The 20489-nt window shown below is 53.0% G+C and carries 18 protein-coding genes and 1 tRNA gene; 2 read left to right on the top strand and 17 right to left on the bottom strand.

Features of this window, described 5'->3' with window-relative positions:
* Positions 1–27: 27 nt before the first annotated feature.
* The gene (gene rpsT, locus Q3C19_RS04975; protein WP_302727602.1) at positions 28–282 is read right to left on the bottom strand and encodes a 30S ribosomal protein S20; all 255 of its coding nucleotides are present in this window, start codon (positions 280–282) and stop codon (positions 28–30) included.
* A 41-nt stretch (positions 283–323) separates the two neighbouring features.
* Positions 324–395, bottom strand: a tRNA-Glu gene (locus Q3C19_RS04970).
* A 478-nt stretch (positions 396–873) separates the two neighbouring features.
* Between Q3C19_RS04970 and recO the strand changes: the two genes are divergently transcribed.
* Positions 874–1602 (top strand): DNA repair protein RecO, encoded by a 729-nt coding sequence (gene recO, locus Q3C19_RS04965; protein WP_302727600.1) that lies wholly within the window; start codon positions 874–876, stop codon positions 1600–1602.
* A gap of 144 nt (positions 1603–1746) precedes the next feature.
* Here the strand turns inward: recO and Q3C19_RS04960 are convergent, their stop codons facing one another.
* The 15 genes from Q3C19_RS04960 to Q3C19_RS04890 form a co-directional block, all read right to left on the bottom strand.
* A complete protein-coding gene (locus tag Q3C19_RS04960) occupies positions 1747–2196 on the bottom strand; it encodes a GatB/YqeY domain-containing protein (RefSeq protein WP_022163387.1) in 450 nt (149 codons plus the stop codon).
* Between the two features lie 113 nt (positions 2197–2309).
* Entirely contained in the window at positions 2310–3623 is a 1314-nt protein-coding gene (gene ftsZ, locus Q3C19_RS04955) for a cell division protein FtsZ (RefSeq protein WP_022163386.1), read from the bottom strand.
* A gap of 30 nt (positions 3624–3653) precedes the next feature.
* Positions 3654–5078, bottom strand: coding sequence for a cell division protein FtsA (ftsA, locus tag Q3C19_RS04950; RefSeq protein ID WP_022163385.1), 1425 nt, complete (start codon positions 5076–5078; stop codon positions 3654–3656).
* A 16-nt stretch (positions 5079–5094) separates the two neighbouring features.
* On the bottom strand, positions 5095–5829 hold the full coding sequence (locus Q3C19_RS04945; RefSeq protein ID WP_071148399.1) for a cell division protein FtsQ/DivIB: 735 nt from the start codon (positions 5827–5829) through the stop codon (positions 5095–5097).
* A 10-nt stretch (positions 5830–5839) separates the two neighbouring features.
* Positions 5840–7210 carry a UDP-N-acetylmuramate--L-alanine ligase gene (gene murC, locus Q3C19_RS04940; protein ID WP_302727596.1) on the bottom strand — a complete coding sequence of 457 codons (1371 nt, stop codon included), beginning with the start codon at positions 7208–7210 and terminating at the stop codon, positions 5840–5842.
* A 24-nt stretch (positions 7211–7234) separates the two neighbouring features.
* Entirely contained in the window at positions 7235–8380 is a 1146-nt protein-coding gene (murG, locus tag Q3C19_RS04935) for an undecaprenyldiphospho-muramoylpentapeptide beta-N-acetylglucosaminyltransferase (RefSeq protein ID WP_287640578.1), read from the bottom strand.
* Positions 8381–8411: 31 nt separating this feature from the next.
* Positions 8412–9728, bottom strand: a complete 1317-nt coding sequence (locus Q3C19_RS04930; protein ID WP_071148401.1) for an FtsW/RodA/SpoVE family cell cycle protein — start codon at positions 9726–9728, stop codon at positions 8412–8414.
* A 254-nt stretch (positions 9729–9982) separates the two neighbouring features.
* Positions 9983–11389: a UDP-N-acetylmuramoyl-L-alanine--D-glutamate ligase gene (gene murD, locus Q3C19_RS04925; RefSeq protein ID WP_235817031.1), complete on the bottom strand. Its 1407-nt coding sequence runs from the start codon at positions 11387–11389 to the stop codon at positions 9983–9985.
* 91 nt (positions 11390–11480) lie between these two features.
* The gene (mraY, locus tag Q3C19_RS04920; protein WP_302727591.1) at positions 11481–12749 is read right to left on the bottom strand and encodes a phospho-N-acetylmuramoyl-pentapeptide-transferase; all 1269 of its coding nucleotides are present in this window, start codon (positions 12747–12749) and stop codon (positions 11481–11483) included.
* 112 nt (positions 12750–12861) lie between these two features.
* The gene (locus tag Q3C19_RS04915; protein ID WP_302727589.1) at positions 12862–14316 is read right to left on the bottom strand and encodes a UDP-N-acetylmuramoyl-L-alanyl-D-glutamate--2,6-diaminopimelate ligase; all 1455 of its coding nucleotides are present in this window, start codon (positions 14314–14316) and stop codon (positions 12862–12864) included.
* 135 nt (positions 14317–14451) lie between these two features.
* A complete protein-coding gene (locus Q3C19_RS04910; protein WP_071148404.1) occupies positions 14452–16596 on the bottom strand; it encodes a penicillin-binding protein in 2145 nt (714 codons plus the stop codon).
* 59 nt (positions 16597–16655) lie between these two features.
* On the bottom strand, positions 16656–17018 hold the full coding sequence (locus Q3C19_RS04905) for an FtsL-like putative cell division protein (RefSeq protein ID WP_022162785.1): 363 nt from the start codon (positions 17016–17018) through the stop codon (positions 16656–16658).
* A gap of 12 nt (positions 17019–17030) precedes the next feature.
* Positions 17031–17963, bottom strand: coding sequence for a 16S rRNA (cytosine(1402)-N(4))-methyltransferase RsmH (rsmH, locus tag Q3C19_RS04900; protein WP_302727586.1), 933 nt, complete (start codon positions 17961–17963; stop codon positions 17031–17033).
* A 34-nt stretch (positions 17964–17997) separates the two neighbouring features.
* On the bottom strand, positions 17998–18498 hold the full coding sequence (gene mraZ / locus Q3C19_RS04895; RefSeq protein ID WP_288179978.1) for a division/cell wall cluster transcriptional repressor MraZ: 501 nt from the start codon (positions 18496–18498) through the stop codon (positions 17998–18000).
* Positions 18499–18915: 417 nt separating this feature from the next.
* Positions 18916–19419: an RNA polymerase sigma factor gene (locus tag Q3C19_RS04890; protein WP_022162788.1), complete on the bottom strand. Its 504-nt coding sequence runs from the start codon at positions 19417–19419 to the stop codon at positions 18916–18918.
* Between the two features lie 232 nt (positions 19420–19651).
* On the opposite strand from Q3C19_RS04890, the gene Q3C19_RS04885 reads away from it, so the two are divergent.
* Positions 19652–20482 (top strand): 1-acyl-sn-glycerol-3-phosphate acyltransferase, encoded by an 831-nt coding sequence (locus Q3C19_RS04885; RefSeq protein WP_071148407.1) that lies wholly within the window; start codon positions 19652–19654, stop codon positions 20480–20482.
* Positions 20483–20489: the final 7 nt, after the last annotated feature.

Raw genomic sequence — 20489 nt, 5'->3', positions numbered from 1 at the left:
TGTATCTTTTGTTTGTACTCAATCAGCTTAAGTCAGCTTGTTGATGTAGAGAGCCAACTTCGACTTCAAGTTATTGGCTTTGTTTTTGTGGATGGTGTTGTTCTTAGCTAACTTATCCAGCATTTTTGCAACGAGCGGAAGCATGGCAGTAGCCTCTGCTTTGTCAGTAGTTGCGCGAAGTTTTCTAACAGCATTTCTCATGGTCTTGCCATAGTATCTGTTGTGAAGTCTTCTCTTCTCTTCCTGTCTGATTCTTTTCAGTGATGATTTATGATTTGCCATCTCGACTAATCTTTTTTTAATTCGTTTATCTTTTTATTTAGTAGCCCGTGGGGGAATCGAACCCCCCTTTCAAGAATGAAAATCTTGCGTCCTAACCGATAGACGAACGGGCCATCCTTTTGTCGAGCGTTTCCGCTCTTAGCGAGTGTCTTTGTTTCTCGTTTGCGGATGCAAAGGTAGAAACTATTTTTGAATTACCAAAACATTCGCAAGAAATTTTTCGAAGTTTTTTGTTTGAAATACTCGCAAACCGCGTGTAATATATTGTAAATCAAATAAATAGACGGTGATAAAATTTTTATGGGAAAATGCATTTTTCTTTTGCCCAACTGTGGAAAGTGGTGGAAAATGGGGCTGGCGGGTTGGTGGAAGCTGTAGGGATGGTATGAAGGGGGCAGGAGTGGCTTTTCTACTATGCTTGTATGGCTCGCGAGCCGTACAAGTGTCTCTCACGAGCCGTGCAAGTGTCTCTCAAAGGGTGCCCGTGGCGGGTGTCTGGAGGGGGTAGGATGGCGAAGAGATATTTGGATGCATGGCACGTGAAGCAAAAGGATTTTTTTGTAGATTTGCCTTCGGAAAGGAGAGATTGGTATGCTACAGAAGACTCGTGGAATCGTGTTGCGCACGTTGAAGTACAAGGACAGTTCGCTCATTGCGGACGTTTATACCGAGGTGTCGGGACGCACGTCGTTCCTGCTGCCCGTGTCGCGTTCGCGCAAGGCGCCCGTGAAGACGGCTTTGTTTCAGCCCCTGGCGATGGTGGAACTGGAAGCGGACTATCGGTCGAACGCTACTATGTATAAGGTAAAGGAGGCAAAGTCGTTCTATCCTTTCTCGTCGCTGCCGTTCGATCCTTACAAGTCGGCCATTGCTTTGTTCTTATCCGAGTTCCTGTGTCGTGCCTTGCGCGAGGAGGCCGAAAACCGTCCGCTGTTTGCCTATCTGCAGCATTCGGTTGTTTGGCTGGACGAGTGCCGTGGCGGCTTTGCCAATTTTCATCTGGTTTTTCTGATGCGCCTGTCGCGCTTCCTAGGTCTGTACCCCAATCTGGAGCATTATGCCGAGGGCGATTATTTCGACCTGCAGGCTGCCTGCTTCACTTCGCTGCGTCCGCAGACACACTCGCATTACATTGGTCCGCAGGAGGCCGCGCGTCTGCGGCGTCTGATGCGTATGAACTACGAGACGATGCACCTGTTCGGCATGAGCCGTACCGAGCGTGCCCGCTGTCTGTCCGTCATCAACGACTATTATCGTCTGCATTTGCCTGACTTCCCCGAACTGCGGTCGCTGGAGGTGCTGAAGGAGCTGTTCGACTGAGCGTGTCTGTGCGTGCTCTGCACCGGTTGTACGCCCGCAACAGTAGTGGTAGGGATAAAAAGAAAGAGGATGCAGGACGAATCCTGTATCCCCTTTCCGTAAAACCGACGGGCCTGCCAGCCGGCAAGCACCGCCTTGTTCGTTTTATCCCAGCAGTTCTTTAACTTTGGCCGAGATGGCACGTCCTTCGGCCAGTCCGGCCAGTTTCTTGCTGGCTACGCCCATCACCTTACCCATGTCCTTGCCACTGGTGGCACCTACTTCGGCGATGATTTCCTTCAGGGCAGCTTCCAGTTCTTCGGCACTCATCTGCTTGGGCAGATAGGCTTCCATGACTTTCACCTGTGCCAGCTCGCCTTCGGCCAGGTCCTGACGGCCTTGCTGAATGTAGATGTCGGCAGCGTCCTTGCCTTGTTTCACCAGTTTCTGGATGATTTTCAGGGCAGCGTCGTCTGTCAGGGTATCGTTGGCTCCCGGTGCTGTTTTAGCTTCGAGGAATACTTTCTTGATGTTTCTCAGAGTTTCCAAAGCCACTTTGTCTTTGGCCTTCATTGCGTTTTTAATGTCTTCGCTGACTTTGTCGAATAAATCCATGATATTGTGTCTTTTTAAGTTTCTACGTTTCTCTATTTTATTCTTTCTTACGGAAAATCATTTCAACCACTTTCACTCCCCCCTCTCCTTGGGAGAGGGGTCAGGGTGAGGCATCAGAAGGTAATAATTCCTCCGTCGTTTCCTCCCGTCTCCTGTGCGGCCTCGGTGGCCTGCTGCACGGCAGTTTCGGCTTTGCTCTTGATGCTGTTCAGCGTACTCTTGTCGCGCTGGTAAGTCGGCGTGCTTTCCACCATGCTGATGATGTCGGCGTTGTCCAGGTCCTCGGGTGCGAAGATGTAGATGTGGCGGCGGCGCGTACGCTGGCTACGGCTGTTGGCATTGCTTCCGTAGTAGCTTTCGCGACGCATACGGCGCTGTTCTTCCTCTTCTTCGAGTTCGGCCAGGCGTTGTTGTTCTTCGGCCGAACGTTGGCTGACGCGCTCGTCCATCTCCTTCATGTGAATGTCCTGTATACCGAATCCGGTAGCCAGCAGGGTGATTTTCACCTTTCCTTCGAGCGAGTTGTCTATGGCCATACCGAATTTCGTTTCGAAGTCGCGGTTGAAGCGGTTCATGAATTCCTTCACTTCTTCCATCTCGCTCATCATCAGTTCGTGTTCGGCGCTGTACGAGATGTTGAGCAATACCTTCTTGGAGTTGAAGATGTCGTTTTCGTTCAGCAGCGGCGAGTGTTGTGCGTTCTTGATGGCTTCGCTCACGCGGTTCTCTCCCTCGCCGTAGCCGGTACTCATGATGGCCACTCCACCGTCCTTCATCACGGTTTTCACATCATTGAAGTCGAGGTTGATGATGCCTCGCATGGTGATGATTTCGGCAATGCTTTTGGCGGCGATCAGCAGTGTGTCGTTGGCTTTGGCAAAGGCACTCGTCACCGAGAGGTCCGGGTAGATTTCGCCCAGTTTCTCGTTGTTGATCACCAGCAGGGCATCGACGTGCTGGCTTATCTCCTCTACACCGTCCAGTGCCTGGTCGATCTTCTTGTCGCCCTCCCAGCGGAAGGGGATGGTAACGATACCTACGGTCAGGATGTCCATGTCCTTGGCAATGCGGGCGATGGTGGGGGCAGCTCCGGTACCTGTTCCTCCACCCATTCCGGCGGTGATGAATACCATCTTCGTACCGTCGTTGAGCATGTCTTTTACTTCGTTGATGCTTTCTTCGGTTGCCTCCTTAGCCTTTGCCGGACGGTTGCCAGCTCCCAGGCCTTCGTGCCCCAGTTGCAGTTTGACGGGCACGGGCGACTCTTCGAGGGCCTTGCGGTCGGTGTTGCACACCACGAAAGCTACGTCGTGTATGCCTTCCCGGTACATGTGGTTGACGGCATTGCCGCCTCCGCCTCCTACACCGATCACTTTAATGATTTTCGGCGAATCGGTCGGGAAATCGAATTGTACTATATCTTCCATAACTATGAATGTTTCTTGTTATCACCCTTATTACTTCATGTCCTCGTCCGAGAAGATTTCGTTGGACAGCTTGTTGAAGGTTTTTTCGAACCAGCTGGGACCGTCTTTTTTCTTCTTCTTTTTGGCCTCTTTCTCCAGCCGTTCTTTTTCCTTGCGCTCGCGTTCTTTGCGTTCGCGCTCTTCCTTTTCGCGCTGTAGCTTGGCGATTCGGGCTGCTTCTTCCTGTTTCTTCAGTTCTTCGTCGTTGCTGAACATGTCCGCTGTGCTGTTGGCGGTTGCTGTTTGCGCGGGGCGCGGAATCTCCTGTAAGCAGCAGTTTTCGTTTCCGGCAGCCAGCAGACCAAGCAGTGTATTCTGAGTACCGTTCTTCTTCAGTACGTCGCTGAAGCCGTGAATGGTCTCGTGAACGAATCGGGCAGTCTTGACCTTCTCCATCTTGCTTTGTTTGCGGAAGGCTTCTTCCAGATGCTTCAGGTTCGAGCCTCCGCCGGTCAGGATGACACCGGAGAAGAGCTTGTCCTCGTAGCCGGAAAGTTGCAGCTGGTTCCATACGTTGGCCAGTATTTCCTCAGTACGTGCGCCGATGATGTTGTTCAGAACGTTCAGTTCGATGCTACGTCCGTCTTCTGTCTGGCAGGTGGCAGGCGTTTCGGCTCCTTCTTCCTCCTCGTAGAGGGCATCGCCGTATTGCAGTTTCAGCTTCTCGGCATCTTCTTCCTCCATCTGCAGGGTAGTGATGTCGCGCGTGATGCTGTTTCCGCCCAGGGGCAGTACGCTGAGGTAGCGCAGGATGTTGTTCTTGTAGACAGAGACGGTAGTGGTGTCGGCACCGAAGTCTACCAGTGCGCAACCCGACCGCATTTCGTTTTCCGTCAGTACGGCTTTGGCCAGTACGAGGGGCGAAATGAGCAGGTCGGCTATTTCAATCTTGGCCTGTTCGAAGCTGTGCTCCAGGTTCTTCTTGAGCGTGGCCCGTGCCACGATGTTCAGGAACTGCCCGGTAATACGCTTTCCCGTAACTCCTACGGGGTCGGCCTGTAGGGTATTGTCTATTTTATACTCTTGCGGGGCGACATCCAGTACGCTCATGTCGGCTAAGGGGACTTCGAGGTTCTCGTCGCAGATGCTGTCGATGAGTTCCTGCGAGATGATGCCCTCCTCTTCCAGCGTACGGCTTACCGCATTTGCTACTGTGCGTAGCGACTGTCCGCCGATGCCTACATACACTTTGGCAATAGAGTTGTTGAGCTGGCTTTCCAGCTTGTTGATGATGGAAGTCAGTGCCTGGGCTGTCTTATCAATGTTGTAGATGACTCCCTTGTGTATAAACTGGGATGCCTCTTCGCGTGCATAAGCCAACACCTGGATGCTTCCGTCACTGTTCTTCTTGCCGGCGATACCGGATATCTTGGAAGAACTCAACTCGATGGCGGCGATAAAATCTGTTGTTGCCATATTTGATGTATTTAGTTTATTTCTTCGTACAAATTATCTGATTCCCGAATTCAACGTTTATTCGGGAGTATTTGTTCCAGCCTACCTGGTTCAGTGCCTTCTCGTAGAAAGCCTTGACCCGTTTCAACTTGTTCTCGTAATTGTCCAGCCGGCCGAGGTAGATGAGGTGGTCGCCTACCCGCGGCACCAGTTCGACGTTTCTGCCCAGCAGTACGTGAATCTGTTCGACCTGTGCATTCCAAAAGGAATTGTTCTGCAAAAATACAGCAAACTTGTATAAATCCCTCATGGCAAATGACTTTTCTATACTTCCGGTAGCTACGGCAAGGTGCGCCACGCACTTGGCGTGGGGAGGCATCACGGTTCCTTTGTTGTCCAGGTAATAGTTTTCGCCGTTGTCGCTCATGACGCGCAATACGGGAATGCGCTGGGTGACCTCAACGCACAGCTTGCCGCTGGGTGTCTTGTAGCATTCGGCCCGGTCGATAAGGGGATGCTTGGACAACTCTTTCTCTACGGTTTTGGTGCGTATGCGGTCCAGTTTCTTCCCGATGGGGCTGATGCCTTTCTTTTCAAGCATGCTGATTACTTCCTTCTGGGTGATGAATCCGGCATAGGCAGTGTCCTGAATGATGAGCTGTATGTCGTGGCACACCTGTCCTTCCGGCTTCCGGTTGAAAGCTGTGATGGCCATCACCAGATAGGCTGTGATGAGCAGCAGGACGATGGAAAGTAAAATACGCTTTATCATAACCTGGGTATTAATGGAGTATCTTGATTATCTCGGGTATATAGTTGTCGAGGTCGCCGGCACCCAATACGATGACCACCTGGAAGCTCTTCGTCGCAAGGAAGTTGAGCAGGTCTTTCTTAGGGCAGATGTACTTTTCGATGCCCGGTCGCAGGTTGTCGTAGATGAGCTGGCTGCTGACACCGGGGATAGGCTCTTCGCGCGCCGGATAGATTTCGGTCAGGATGACTTCGTCGAGCAACGAAAGGCTGTCGGCAAAGTCTTTGTAGAAATCGCGCGTACGCGTATAGAGATGGGGCTGGAAGATGGCTGTAATCTTCCGGTCGCTGTAGAGTTCGCGGATGGACTTCACGCTCTGGGCTATCTCGGCGGGATGGTGGGCGTAGTCGCTCAGCAGTACCAGACGGTCGGTCTTCAGGCGGAAGTCGAAACGGCGATCCACTCCGCCAAAGCTGGCCATGCCCTGACGGATTTCTTCGTCGGTAGCACCGTTGAGGTGGGCCAGCGCCATGGCTGCCACGCCATTCTCGATGTTGATGCTGACAGGAACTCCGAGTCGTATGTCGTTGATGCGCGTGTCGGGGGCAACGAAGTCGATGACGATTTCACCGCCGCCGATGCGTATGTTTTCGGCATGGAAGTCGCCTTCGGTGCGCGAGTAGGTGTAAGTACGTACACCGGGTTGCACATCGGGCTTCATCTCCAGTCCGGTATGGATGATCAGTGCGCCGCCCGGTTGGATGAGGGTGGTGTAGTGGCGGAAGCTTTCGAGGTAGGCTTCCTTGGTGCCGTAGATGTCCAGATGGTCGGGGTCGGTAGCGGTGATGACGCTCATGTAGGGCGAGAGCCAGTGGAAGGAACGGTCGAACTCGTCGGCCTCGATGACGGTGTAGGGACTGTCGGCCGAGAGCAACAGGTTGGTGCCGTAGTTTTTCGAAATACCTCCTAAGAAAGCGGTGCAGCCTACGTGCGACTGGTGGAGCAGGTGTGCGGCCATGGTGCTGGTAGTGGTCTTACCGTGGGTGCCGGCCACACACAGTGCTTTGCTGCCGCGCGTGATGAGGCCCAGCACTTGGGCACGCTTGTGTATCTCGAACCCGTTCTGGCGGAAATAGGCCAACTCGTGGTGGTCGTGCGGAATGGCGGGGGTGAAGACAACCAGTGTGGTGTCCTTGTCCTTGCAGGCCTGGGGTATCAGGTCGGCGTTCTCTTCGTAGTGTATCTGTGCGCCTTCTACGATGAGGCGTTCGGTCAGTTCGCTGGGCGTACGGTCGTAGCCGGCTACGGTCTTGCCTTTCGACAGGAAGTAGCGTATCAGGGCGCTCATGCCGATGCCGCCTGCGCCGACGAAGTAAACCGACTTTATGTTTTCTATATTCATTGTCTGTATGTCTTTAGGTTGTTGTTATGCGTTATCTGCCAGTTTCAGTACTTCTTCGGCGATGCGTCGGGCAGAGTCGGGCAAAGCCAGCCGGGCAATGTTGCTGCTAAGTGCTTGCAGGCGGTTGTCGTCGGCCACGGTTTCGAGGGCGGTGGGGATGAGTTTCTCCATCGCTTCGGCATCCTTGACGTAGAGGGCCGCATCCTTGTTGACCAGCGCCAGGGCGTTCTTCGTCTGATGGTCCTCGGCCACGTTGGGCGAGGGCACCAGTATGACGGGCTTGTGCAGCAGACAGAATTCGGAGATGGAGCCTGCTCCGGCACGCGAGATGACAAGGTCGGCCAGCGTATAGGCTTTGGCCATGTCCTTGATGAAGTCGGTGACGTACAGGTTGGGGATGGCCGTGATGTGGGGATGGCGCACGGCTTCGCCCGTGAAGGCGACAATGGCCTGCTTCACCTGCTCGATGTATATTTTTCCGGTCTGCCAGATGAACTGGATGTCGGGATGTGCGCGCATCGTTTCGAGGGCGGCTGTCAGTGTCTGGTTGATGGTGCGTGCGCCCAGGCTTCCGCCCAGTATCAGGATGGTCTTCTTCGCCGGGTCGAGGCCGAACAGGTCGGCAGCTTCCTGGCGGGTGATGGAGTGCCCGAAGAGGTTCTGCCGTACGGGGTTGCCGGTCATGATGATTTTATCGGCCGGGAAGAACTTCTCCATGCCTTCGTAAGCCACGCAGATTTTGCGCGCCTTCTGGGCCAGCAGCTTGTTGGTGACGCCGGCGTAGGAATTCTGCTCCTGTATCAGGGTGGGGATGCCCATCATGCCGGCGGTCTTCAGCGTGGGTCCGCTGGCATAGCCACCTACGCCTACGGCCACCAGGGGCTTGAAGTCTTTGATGATTTTACGTGCCTTCCACTGGCTGCGTGCCAGCTTCACCAGTACGGCGAAGTTCTTCCACAGGTGTTTGCGGTCGAATCCGGCCACGGGCAGTCCGATGATTTTGTATCCGGCATCGGGCACGCGCTGCATCTCCATGCGTCCTTCGGCGCCTACGAACAGTATTTCGGCTCCGGGGCGCAGTTCCTTGATGGCATTGGCTATGGAGACGGCGGGGAAGATGTGGCCTCCCGTGCCGCCGCCGCTGATGATGATATGAGGATGTTCGTTCATTTCGTCTGAAGTATTAATAGATTGTTGTATGTTATTCGAATTCAGCATCGCTGTTCAGGGCTTTCGAGGTAGGGTCGGCCGCCGTCTGTGCATCGCTGGAGGGCGATGGCTCGGGGGCAGCTCCGGTACCGGCATCGACCAGCAGCGGAATCTGTGCGTCGTGCTGTTTCTGTTCTTCCAGCTTGGCAGTGTAGCGGCTCACGCTCAGTATCATGCCGATGTAGGCACAGTTGATGAACGTCGAGGTTCCACCCTTGCTGATGAGGGGCAACGGCTGTCCGGTGACGGGGGCCAGTCCGACAGCTACCATCATGTTGAACATGGCCTGCGTGACCAGCAGCAGGGCGATGCCCATGATGAGGAATGCCGGAAAGGTGCGGTCGCACTTCTTCGCGATGCGTCCTACGCGTACCAGCAGGCAGATGTAGAGGAAGACAACTACGGCGCCGCCTACCAGACCCAGCTCTTCGATGATGATGGCGAAGATGAAGTCGGAAAAGGCCTGGCTCAGGAAGTCGCGCTGCACGGAGTTACCCGGTCCCTTGCCTATGACGTGGCTCGTAGCCACAGCAATGCGGGCGTGGGCTACCTGTCCGTCGCCGTCGATGTCGAACTTGGCGGCGGGCACTTCTTCCTTGCTGGCAAAGTCGGCGATACGCGACTTGACGGTGGTGAAGCGGTGGCCCATCGGAATTTTCTCAAGAGTCTTGTCGGGCGTGGCCAGCAGGAACGACACGAATACCACCAGGAAGGCGGCGATGCCTCCGCCCAGCAACAACAGCTTCTTGGCCTGGACGCGTCCGATGAACATCATCAGGTAGACGGTGCCGAAGAGCAGCATTCCCGTGGAGTAGTTTTCGGGCAGGATGAGGCCGCACACGATGCACGTGATAATCATGATTCGCTTGAAGGCCTTCGGGCTGGCTCCGTTTTCGTCCTGACCCTTCGACAGAATGAAAGCGGTGACTATGACCACGGCCATCTTGGCTATCTCCGAAGGCTGGAACTGGATGCCCATGAACGTCATCCAGCGGGCGGCACCGTTGACGCGGTCGCCCGTGACGAAACCCATCAGCATGACGAAGGCCAGCAACCCGATGGAGAGCGGCAGCAGGAACACGGGGAACACCTGGAACCACTTGTAGGGAATGTTGTGAACCAGTACCACGATGACTGCTCCCACCATCAGCAGGATGCTGTGCTGCGTGATGGGTGCCCAGTGGTCGCCGCTTTTGTAGGTCAGCGTACTGGCGGCACTGAACACTTCGATGATGGAGATGAGACAAAGAAAGAGGAAGATGATCCAGATGACCTTGTCTCCTTTGAATATGCTTTTTAGTAAATCCACGTTAGTCGATAATTGAGTTATATGGTTTCTACAGTTTCGTTGTTGCTCCGGGCGGCTTTTGAGGCCTCTCAGGAGGTGTCTGGCAGGGTGTCCGAGCCGTGCAAGTGTGGCTCGTGAGCCGTGCAAGTGTTTCTCGCGAGCCGTACAAGTGTCTCTCACGAGCCGTACAAGTGTCCTGCAAACGCATGTCCGGCAGTCCTTCCGGAGGATGCCGTCGGGCATCCTTCAGCCGGTGTGGAATGCATGTTCAGGGATTACAGTTCGCGGACGTACTTCTTGAACTGGTCGCCGCGGTCTTCGTAGCTCTTGAAGAGGTCGAACGAGGCGCAGCAGGGGCTCAGCAGCACGGTTTCACCTTTCTTGGCCAGGCGGAAGGCAGCTTCGACGGCATCCTTCATGCCCGTCTGCACGTCGGCTACGGGCAGGCCCAGCCGGTCGAAGAAGTCGTGCAGCTTCTCGTTGTGCAGGCCCAGGTAGACCAGCGCCGAACACTTCTCGCGTACCAGGTCTTCGATTTCGGTGTAATCGTTGCCCTTGTCCTTGCCGCCTAGGATGAGGACGGTCTTCGTGGTCATGCTCTGCAGGGCATACCAGCAGGAGTTGACGTTGGTGGCCTTCGAGTCGTTGATGAAGTGTACGCCGCGCACGTCGCAGACTTTTTCGAGTCGGTGCTCCACGCCCTTGAAGTCGGACAACGCCTTGCGGATGTATTCCTTCTTGATGCCCGCCAGATTGGCCGAGATACCGGCTGCCAGCGAGTTGTACAGGTTGTGCGTGCCGCGCAGCGCCAGTTCTTCCTGCTCCATGTTGAAGGCGATGGGAGCGTTTATCTCTACTTCGCCGTCTTCCACGTAGGCGATGGCTCCTTCTTCCTTGACGGCCGAGAAGGGGTACAGATGCGCCTTCAGTCCGTGCTTGGCCAGTTCGCGCTTGATGATGGGGTCGTCGTTCCAGAAGACGAAGGCATCGTCGGGCGTCTGGTTCTGCGTGATGCGGAATTTGGCATCGACGTAATTCTGCATGCAGTGGTCGTAGCGGTCCAGATGGTCGGGGGTGATGTTCATCAGCACGGCGATGTTAGCGCGGAACTTGTACATGTTGTCCAGCTGGAAGCTGCTCAGCTCGATGACGTAATAGTCGTGCTGCTCGGTGGCTACCTGCAGGGCCAAGCTGTTTCCGATGTTTCCGGCCAGACCGACGTTCAGCCCTGCGCTCTTGAAGATGTGGTAGATGAGCGAGGTGGTCGTGGTCTTACCGTTCGAACCGGTGATACAAATCATTTTGGCATCGGTATAACGTCCGGCAAACTCTATTTCGGAGATGACGGGGATGCCTTTTTCCTTCAGTTTCAGAATCAGGGGGGCGTCGTTGGGGATGCCGGGGCTTTTCACCACTTCATCTGCGTTCAGAATCAGCTCCTCCGTGTGGTGTCCTTCTTCCCAGGCAATGTCGTACTTGTTCAGCAGCTCCTTGTATTTGTCTTTGATCGCGGACATGTCGGAAACAAACGTATCCAGTCCCTTCACCTTGGCCAGTACGGCAGCACCTGCGCCGCTTTCGCCGGCTCCTAATACTACAATCCGAGTTCTCTTTTCCTTTTCCTCCCCGGCAGGGAGAGCGGTAGAGTTACTTCTGTCTGTACAATTACTTTCCTGTTTCATATCTTGTTCTTCTAATGTTCAGTTTTTGTTTTTTCTGTCTCTCAGTCACCTTCTCCCCTCCCTTTGGGGGAGGGGTTGGGGGAGAGGCCTTTTATCTTATCTTCAGTGTAATGATGGTGATGGCTGCCAGCACGATGGTTACAATCCAGAAGCGGACGGTGATCTTCGATTCATGGAACAGCTTTTCGGGGCTCTTGAAGACTACGCTGCATCCCGGTTCTACCAGACTCATGCTGGTGCGGAAGTGGTCGTGGATGGGCGTACGCTTGAAGAGGCGTTGTTTCACTCCCTTCCGTTTGCCTGCTTTGTAGTAGACGCGCTGCAGAATGACAGAAAGATTCTCGACCAGGAACACGCCGCACAGAATCGGGATAAGCAGTTCCTTGTGGATGATGATGGCAAACACGGCGATGATGCCGCCGATGGTCAGACTGCCGGTATCGCCCATGAAGACCTGTGCCGGGTAGGCGTTGTACCACAGGAAGCCTATCAGCGCACCGATGAAGGCGCAGATGAAGATAACCAGTTCTTCCGAGCCCGGTATGTACATGATGTTCAGGTAGCCGGCATACTCAATGTGGCTTGATACGTAAGCCAATATGCCCAGCGTTACGCCGATAATGGCCGAGTTTCCGGCTGCCATGCCGTCCATGCCGTCGTTCAGGTTGGCACCGTTGCTCACAGCCGTCACTACGAAGATGGTGACCAGCACGAACAGCACCCATCCTGCGGTCTGTGCGTGTTCGCCCAGAAAGCCCATCAGGTCGGCATAGTCCAGGTTGTTGCTCTTGAAGAAGGGGATGGTGGTCTGCGTCGCCTTTATCTCTTTGGCGGCATGCACCACTTCCACCTGTCCGTCGGGCTGGGGGATTTCGATGTTTTCGCGTATCACCACTTGTGGACTCAGGTACAGTGTCAGTCCAACGATGAGGCCCAGACCTACCTGACCGATGATCTTGAACTTGCCGTGCAGGCCTTCCTTGTCTTTCTTGAAAATCTTGATGTAGTCGTCGGCAAATCCGAGCGAACCCAGCCATACGGTCGTAATCAGCATCAGCACCATGTAGATGTTCTCCAGTCTGCCCAGCAGCAGGCAGGGGATAAGTATGGCAAAGATGATGATGACGCCTCCCATGCTCGGCACACCCACTTTGTTCACGCCAAAGGGGTCGATGCTGGCATCGCGCTGTGTTTCGGTGATTTGTTTCCGCTTCAGCAGGTCGATGAACTTGTCACCCCAGATACTCGAAATGAGCAGGGCCAGAATGACAGCCATCAGCGAGCGGAACGACGTGTAGCCGAACATACCCGCGCCGGGGAAGTCGTATTTGTCCAGCCATTGGAATAAATAATACAGCATATCAGTCTTTTAGTTTATCAGTTTCTATATTTATCAAAGTTTCCCATTGTTCGTTTTTCGAAGCTGGCCTCCGTTTCCTTTTTCCTTAGGAGAGGGGCAGGAGGAAGATGCTTTACTCGCCGTTCATGATTCGGGTTACTTCCTCCTTATCGTCGAAGTGATGTTTTACGCCCTTCACTTCCTGATAGTTTTCGTGTCCCTTGCCGGCGATGAGGATGACGTCGCCCGGTTGTGCCAGCATGCAGGCCGTCTTGATGGCGTCGCGGCGGTCGACGATGCTGATGGTTTTCTGCATGTCGTCCTTGTCGAGTCCGGCCAGCATGTCGTTGATGATGTCCTGCGGTTCTTCGAAGCGGGGATTGTCGCTGGTGATGATGACACGGTCGCTCAGTCGGGCCGATTCCTTGGCCATGATGGGGCGTTTGCCTTTGTCGCGGTTGCCGCCGGCACCTACTACGGTGATTACTTTTCCTTTGCCTTCCAGTACGCCGTGGATAGCGTTCAGCACGTTGACCAGTGCATCAGGCGTGTGGGCATAGTCCACAATGGCGGTGAAACCTTTGGGCGAGCGCACCGCGTCGAAGCGGCCGGCCACCGGGTGCAGGGTGCTCAGGGCCACCAGTACGTCTTCTTCCTTCTTGCCCAGCAATACGGCAGCGCCGAATACGGCCAGCAGGTTGGAGGCATTGAAACGTCCGATGAAGTGAACGGCTACTTCGTGGTTGTTGAAGTCGAGCAACATGCCTTCGAAGTGTGACTCCAGTACGCGGCCTTTGAAGTCGCTCAGGCTGCGCAACGAATAGGTGTATACCTGTGAGCGCGTGTTCTGTGTCATCACCAGGCCGTTCTTGTCGTCCAAGTTGGTCAGGCTGAATGCGCCTTTGGGCATGTCGTCGAAGAATTTCTTTTTGGCTTTGAGATAGTTCTCCACCGTCTTGTGGTAATCCAGATGGTCGCGCGTCAGGTTCGTGAAGATTCCTCCGGCAAAGCGCAATCCACTGATGCGTTTCTGTGCAATGGAGTGCGAGCTTACCTCCATGAAGGCATACTTGCAGCCACAGTCGGCCATCTCGCCCAGCAGACGGTTCAGTGTGATGGGGTCGGGGGTTGTATGTTCGGTGGGCACGGCACGGTCGTCGATGTAGTTGCACACGGTCGATATCAGTCCCACCTTATAGCCGAAGTAACGGAAGGTATGATATAATAAGGTAGCGATGGTGGTCTTTCCGTTGGTACCGGTTACGCCTACCAGCTCCAGTTTCGAGGTCGGGTCGCCGTAGAACAGGGTGGCAACCTTGCCGACAGCTTCTTCGCTGTCTTTCACCTGTATGTAAGTGATGCCTTCCTTGCGTTCGTCGGGTAGGTCTTCGCACAGGATGGCGACGGCTCCCTTCTCGATGGCGGCCGGAATATAGGCATGGCCGTCGGTCTGTGTGCCGTGCATGGCCATGAACAGGTGTCCGTCGGCTATCTGTCTTGAATCGATGTTTACTCCGTTTATTTCCGTTTCCGTACTTCCGATAATCTGTATCGGTTGTATCGTCTTAAGCAATTCGTTCAGTTTCATGTCTTTTGTTCTGATAACGGATAACGGGTTGTTTCCCGTTAGCTTGTTTATTCTATACCTTATTATATATACTGTCTTTTCTCTTTGTTGTTTCGGCTCTCCGGGCAGTTAGCTTTGCCTGAAGTTCCGGAATGCTTAGTTGTGCATGGTCAGCAGGATAGTCTGGCCTTTCACTACACGACTTCCGCCTGCAATGGACTGCCGCTTCACTCGTCCCACTCCGCTGATTCTTACCTTTAGCCCCTGTTTCTCCAGCAAGTAGACCGCATCCTTGGCTCCCATTCCGATGACGCTGGGCACGGTATTGTCTGCTATCTCTTGGCTTTGCAGGATAACGGCGCTGGGAGCTGCCTGAGTGTGTCCCCATACGTCAGTACCTTTCTTTCCGTCGGTTACCTCGCCCTGAACGGGTACATTCAGGCTGTTCAGTACGTACGAGGCTTCACGCAAGTCGCCGGCTTTGACCGGGGGAATCACGTTTGTGGTACTGTCTATTGCGTTGCTCAGGTCGAAGCGCAGGTTCTTGGCATATACCCTTTCGGCTATCTTGCTGAAAACACTGCCCGCCATCAAACCTCCCGAGGCCGGTAGTCCGGACTTCTGTATGGCGACGATGCAGCTATACTTCGGTGCTTCCGAGGGGAAGTATCCGCAGAAACTTACCAGATAGTTGGTGCGTCCGGTTTTGTATCCGGCTGCGCCTTGCGAAATCTGTGCGGTTCCTGTTTTCCCCGATACCGAGAACTGTTTGCTTCCTGCCGGTTTGGCCAGTCCTTCCGAAACGACTTTCCGCAGAATCTCACGAATTTGCGTGAGGGTATGGTCGGAGCAGATTTTCGGATTGATGACTTCGGTTGGGTACTCTTGGACAACTTCTCCGTCCTTTACGGCTGCCTTGACAAACTTGGGGCGTACCATTACGCCGTTATTGGCAATGGCATTGTAAAACGTCAGGGTATTGAGCGGTGGAAGCTGTGTTTCGTAACCGATACTCATCCAAGGCAGGGTAGTCTTGGCAAAGTAGCGTTCTTTGGGACCTTTTATGTTTGGCTTTCCCTCGCCGGGTATCTGCAAATGCAGGGGCTGGTCGAGGCTCATACGCTTCAGCCCGTCCACATACTTCTGAGGGTCGTCCTTGTAGTACTTGTCTATCAGGTACGATACACCTACGTTGGACGATACTTCCAGTATGCGTGTGACGTTGATCTTTCCATATCCTCCGCGATGCCAGTTATGGTCTTTCATTTTGCTGCCGTACATGTTCATAACACCATTGCCGGTATCTACTTCGGTGTCGGGCGTAATCTTTCCGTCTTCAAGGGCCACCATAATGGAGGCTGTCTTGAAGGTAGAGCCCGGTTCGAGCATGTCGCTGATGGCGTTGTTGCGCATTTCGTAGTAATTGCCGTCGCCGGCTTTCATCATGTTGACGATGGCTTTTACTTCGCCCGTCTGCACTTCCATCAGTACGGCTACACCTACACTGGCGTTGAGTTCCTTCAGTTTATCAACCAGTGCTTTCTCGCAAATATCCTGCATATCGACATCAATGGTCGAGATAATGTCGCATCCGTCTACCGGCGGCAGGTCGACGATGTTCAGGTACTTGTTCATCACTTTCTGGCGGTGTGTGATACCGTTGCGTCCTTTCAGCAGGGTATCGAAAGCCAGCTCAATTCCGTTCTTTGCTCCCTGAGCCGTGTCGGCGTAAAGGTCGCCCAAAGTTCGGGCTGCCAGCGAGCCGAAAGGTTTCTTGCGCTGGTTGAATATCTGTTCGTGGAAACCTCCCTTGTATTTGTTCATCTTGAATACAGGCAGCCTTTTGGCTTCCTTGTACTGGATGTACGAAATACGGCGGCTTCGGCTGGGCAGGATGTTATAGTTGCGGCTTTTCATCTTGCGCCCTTTCTTCAGATGGGCTTTAAACGTGGCGACAGAGTACTCCGGGAATATTTTGTTCAGCCCGATGCAGATGGAATCGAGGTTGGCATTCCAGACAGAGTCTTTGCGGTGTTGTTCTTTCTTTCTGCGCTTCTCGTCGCGTTCGCCCGTCATGAAGTCCATGAAGATCTTGTACTCGGGAAGCGAGCTGGCCATCAGTTTGCCGTCGGCGGAGAGAATGTTTCCGCGGTTGGGCTTGATGGTGACGTTCTCTTTGACGAAGCGGTCGGCCACATCCTGCCAGTACTGCCTCTCGGCGAACATGATGATGGCGCCTTTGGCAATAATAAATACTCCTATCACACCCATGATGAGCATGACGAAGAAGTAACGGGTCATTATGTTTCGTTTATTGACAGCCAATGTTGTTTAGTTTTTATCGTTCAAATGGAATATGTTTATTTGTTCTTTATCAGGTATGGCGGATTGGTCGAAGTTTGCAGGTCGCTTTCTTTGGTGGCGATGTATTCTTCGATTTTCGACTGCCGGCTTCTTTCCAACAACTCAGAACTGCGTGTCAATGCATCGTATTTGATGTCGATCAGTTCTTTCTTCAGCCGGTCAATTTCTATCAGCTGTTGTTGAGCGGCGTATCGGTTGTGGATATAGAAGATGACAAGCACCATGATGAGCACAATCAGCTTGCTCTGGCGGCGGAAGAAGTCAGCAGCCAGAATGTCGCCTCCGATGATGTTCTTCCATGCAGTGCGTCTTCGTATCTTTTCGTTCTTCTTTTCTTCTGTATGTTCGTTGTTGCCCATAATTGCTCCTTTCTATTTGTTATCGGCATTATCGGTCTTTTCTGCAATTCGCAGCTTGGCGCTTCTTGAGCGCGGGTTGCGTTCTATTTCGTCATCGTCGGGGACAATCACTTTGTTGTTGACCAGGCGGAACGGAGTCTTCACGTTACCAAAGAAGTCTTTCTCGGCTTTGCCTTCGACGTTGCCGGTCTTCATGATGTTTTTTACCATGCGGTCTTCCAGCGAGTGATAGGTGATGACTACGAGCCTTCCTCTGGGGCGCAGGGCTTCGGTAGCTGCGTAGAGCATCTCTTTCAGTGCTTCCATTTCCTGATTGACTTCGATGCGTAGTGCCTGAAAGACTTTAGCCAGTTCTTTCTTCTCGCGTTCCCGTCCGAAGAGAGGCTTGACGATATCGAGAAACTCGCCGATGGTCGAGATGGCCTGTGCACTGCGTGCCTTGACGAGGACCGATGCCAGTTTGCGGCTGTTCTTCAGTTCGCCATACAGGTAGAAGATGTTGGCCAGGCGTTCTTCGTCGTAGGTGTTGACAATGTCGGCGGCGGTTAGTCCGGCCCGTTTGTTCATGCGCATATCCAAAGCTCCGTCGAAGCGGAAGGAAAAGCCTCGTTCGCTGTCGTCAAAGTGGTGGGAGGATACGCCCAAGTCGGCCAATATCGCATCCACTTGCTCAATGCCATGATAACGCAGAAAGTTGTGCAGATAGCGGAAGTTGCTACGCACGAACGTGAAGTGCGGATTGTCCACAATGTTGCGCTCGGCGTCTTCGTCCTGGTCGAAACTCAGCAGACGGCCGCCTTCGCCCAGTCGTGAAAGTATTTCGCGCGAGTGTCCGCCTCCGCCGAATGTAACGTCGACATACGTTCCGTCGGGTCGTATGTTCATTCCGTCTACGCTGGGTTTCAGCAGTACCGGTATGTGATATGTCTGTTCTTCATTTGCCATTTCTTTTTCTCCTTTGCTTTGGGTTGGTGTGCTTTCAGGGCATTGGGTTCTGGTATTGGCTTTCGATTGCGTCTTCCGGCAGGCAGGCTTCGTCGCCCAGTACTTCCTGCAAGGCCTGGCTGAACTCTTCGGGCGACATGAATGGCTGTTCGGCCCGTTCCTTAGCCCAGATTTCGATGGTGTTGTCCATACCGATGAAACGCACGTCGCTTTGTATGCCTGCCATTTGCAGGTAGCGTTTAGGAATCAGGATGCGTCCGTTTCCGTCGGGCACTACGATTTCGGCATCGCTGACGAACTGGCGGAAGATGGCCTGTTGTCGTGCGTTCCACTTGTTCAGTCGCTGGCGGAGCTGGTTCTGGGTGCTGAACCACACGCTTTCGGGGTAGAGCACCAGGCAGTCCTGATAGACGTCTTTGCGCAACACGAGCCGTTCTTCGGAGGCGGCCTGAAGCTGCTTCCTGAAACCAGCAGGGATAAAGACTCTTCCTTTAACGTCTGCTTTAGCCTCGATGTTGCCTAAGAAACGTATCATATCTACCTTATTATAATAAGCGACTGTAAAAGTACACAATTCCCCACAATTCCCCACAATGTTTTAACCAAAATCTTTATAAGAAGTTTTCAACACCCTGTTGATGACTTATCCGTTTGAGAATGAAGAATATGCTGTATCCCTTTACTGGTGGGCAATCTGTGGGTTAGGGCATTGTGCGGATGGCTGTTGGGGAGTGGCGTAAAGTGGGGGAAAAAGAAAGAAGAGCTTAAGTGGAGTATGTTCCGCTTAGCTCTTCTTGTCGACACAACTAAAAATTTACGATGGTTATTTCATTTGCAGGCTGTGCCTGGCGTTGGCTGTTGCTAAATGTGTTGTTTGGCCAGTCGGCCCGCCCGGTTTGTTGCCATGGGCGAGCCGGCCAAACTTGAATATGTATGGAGAAAGATTGGGAAATCAGACAAAGTCCTTGAGGTCCTGCTGAAGCTTTTTGCGGGTGAAGAAGATACGGCTCTTCACTGTGCCAAGCGGCAGGTTCAGTTTTTCGGCTATCTCGCGGTACTTGAACCCTGCTACATGCATGGAGAAGGGGAGCTTGTACTCGCGTGGCAGCGTGTTGACGATGCGGTGCATTTCCTTCAGGTCGTAGGCGGCTTCGGTGCTTTCGAAGGCTGTGTCGCGCGGTAGGTTGAGGTGGTAGAGCTGGTCGGTCTGATCCACGAATGTCTGGTCGCGCACCACTTTGCGGTAGTTGTTGATGAAGATGTTCCGCATTATCGTATATATCCAACCCTTAAAATTAGTGTCGGGCATGTATTTGTCCTTATTGTCGAGTGCTTTGAGCGATGTCTCCTGCAGCAAGTCGTTTGCCTCCTCGCGGTCGGCAGTCAGTTTGTATGCAAAGCGCAAGAGCTCGTCTTGTATTCCTACTAAGTCGTTTTGAAATGCGATGCTGTTCATAAAATGTGCTTTGTTTTGGTTTTTACTTGTTCTTTCAGGTGATTTCTTGTGCAAGTTTACGAAACTTCTTTGGCTTGGGCCGACCGAAAACAGACATTATTAGGGGGAAAAACTATCAATTGATAGGTTTTATGTGAGTTTTGATAGATTTTGGGTGCAGTTTTCGGTTAAATGTTTGCAATTAATAAAAAAGATGAATTAATTTTGCGCACTCATTTCATTGTAAAGAAGAATGGCTGATGACTCTTTGTTTTTGATTGACATTGACAGAATTCTTCGGGAGAAAGCTCCGAAGCAGTCGAAGTATATACCTAAGTTTGTCGTCTCTTATCTGAAACACATTGTTCACCAGGATGAACTGAATGTCTTTTTGCGAGAGTCGAAAGACAAGGTTGGTGTGGATTTCCTGAAAGCCAGTCTCGACTTCCTTGATGCCACGATTGTGGTAGAAGGGAAAGAGAATCTGCCGAAAGACGGGCTTTGCACTTTTGTCTGCAATCATCCGCTGGGCGGACAGGACGGACTGGCGCTGGGCTACGTGCTAGGCTCGTTCTACGACGGCAAAGTGAAGTATATGGTCAACGACCTGCTGATGAATCTCCGCGGACTGGCTCCCCTTTGCATCCCTATCAACAAGACCGGACGTCAGGCGAAAGATTTCCCGAAGCTGGTGGAGGCCGGCTTTGCATCCGACAATCATCTGATAATGTTTCCCGCCGGGCTGTGCTCGCGGCGTCGCAACGGTGTGATCCGCGACCTGGACTGGAAGAAGACATTCATTGTAAAGAGTGTACAGTCGCACCGCGACATCGTGCCCATTCACTTCGAAGGAAGAAACTCCGACTTCTTTTACAATCTGGCCAACTTCTGCAAAGCTATCGGCCTGAAGTTCAACATTGCGATGTTGTATCTGGCTGACGAAATGCTGAAGAACCGCCACAAGACTTTCACCATCACCATAGGCAAGCCGATTCCCTGGCAGACGTTTGACAAGTCGAAGACGCCGACCCAATGGGCGCAGTATGTGAAAGACATCGTTTATAAACTGAAAATAGAGAATTAACAATAGA

It is taken from the genome of Bacteroides sp. ET489 (assembly GCF_030518095.1).
GTDB classification, from domain to species: Bacteria; Bacteroidota; Bacteroidia; order Bacteroidales; family Bacteroidaceae; genus Bacteroides; species Bacteroides ndongoniae.
This window is presented reverse-complemented; position numbering and strand designations above follow the sequence as displayed.

What these genes read in the sequence shown, in the direction of transcription:
- Q3C19_RS04915 (WP_302727589.1), bottom strand. Translation starts at nt 14,316, where the DNA reads ATGAAACTGAACGAATTGCTTAAGACGATACAACCGATACAGATTATC.
- ftsA (WP_022163385.1), bottom strand. Translation starts at nt 5,078, where the DNA reads ATGGCAACAACAGATTTTATCGCCGCCATCGAGTTGAGTTCTTCCAAG.
- Q3C19_RS04890 (WP_022162788.1), bottom strand. Translation starts at nt 19,419, where the DNA reads ATGAACAGCATCGCATTTCAAAACGACTTAGTAGGAATACAAGACGAG.
- rpsT (WP_302727602.1), bottom strand. Translation starts at nt 282, where the DNA reads ATGGCAAATCATAAATCATCACTGAAAAGAATCAGACAGGAAGAGAAG.
- murC (WP_302727596.1), bottom strand. Translation starts at nt 7,210, where the DNA reads ATGAATATAGAAAACATAAAGTCGGTTTACTTCGTCGGCGCAGGCGGC.
- Q3C19_RS04910 (WP_071148404.1), bottom strand. Translation starts at nt 16,596, where the DNA reads ATGACCCGTTACTTCTTCGTCATGCTCATCATGGGTGTGATAGGAGTA.
- mraZ (WP_288179978.1), bottom strand. Translation starts at nt 18,498, where the DNA reads ATGATACGTTTCTTAGGCAACATCGAGGCTAAAGCAGACGTTAAAGGA.
- rsmH (WP_302727586.1), bottom strand. Translation starts at nt 17,963, where the DNA reads ATGGCAAATGAAGAACAGACATATCACATACCGGTACTGCTGAAACCC.
- Q3C19_RS04960 (WP_022163387.1), bottom strand. Translation starts at nt 2,196, where the DNA reads ATGGATTTATTCGACAAAGTCAGCGAAGACATTAAAAACGCAATGAAG.
- murG (WP_287640578.1), bottom strand. Translation starts at nt 8,380, where the DNA reads ATGAACGAACATCCTCATATCATCATCAGCGGCGGCGGCACGGGAGGC.
- ftsZ (WP_022163386.1), bottom strand. Translation starts at nt 3,623, where the DNA reads ATGGAAGATATAGTACAATTCGATTTCCCGACCGATTCGCCGAAAATC.
- Q3C19_RS04945 (WP_071148399.1), bottom strand. Translation starts at nt 5,829, where the DNA reads ATGATAAAGCGTATTTTACTTTCCATCGTCCTGCTGCTCATCACAGCC.
- murD (WP_235817031.1), bottom strand. Translation starts at nt 11,389, where the DNA reads ATGAAACAGGAAAGTAATTGTACAGACAGAAGTAACTCTACCGCTCTC.
- Q3C19_RS04905 (WP_022162785.1), bottom strand. Translation starts at nt 17,018, where the DNA reads ATGGGCAACAACGAACATACAGAAGAAAAGAAGAACGAAAAGATACGA.
- Q3C19_RS04885 (WP_071148407.1), top strand. Translation starts at nt 19,652, where the DNA reads ATGGCTGATGACTCTTTGTTTTTGATTGACATTGACAGAATTCTTCGG.
- recO (WP_302727600.1), top strand. Translation starts at nt 874, where the DNA reads ATGCTACAGAAGACTCGTGGAATCGTGTTGCGCACGTTGAAGTACAAG.
- mraY (WP_302727591.1), bottom strand. Translation starts at nt 12,749, where the DNA reads ATGCTGTATTATTTATTCCAATGGCTGGACAAATACGACTTCCCCGGC.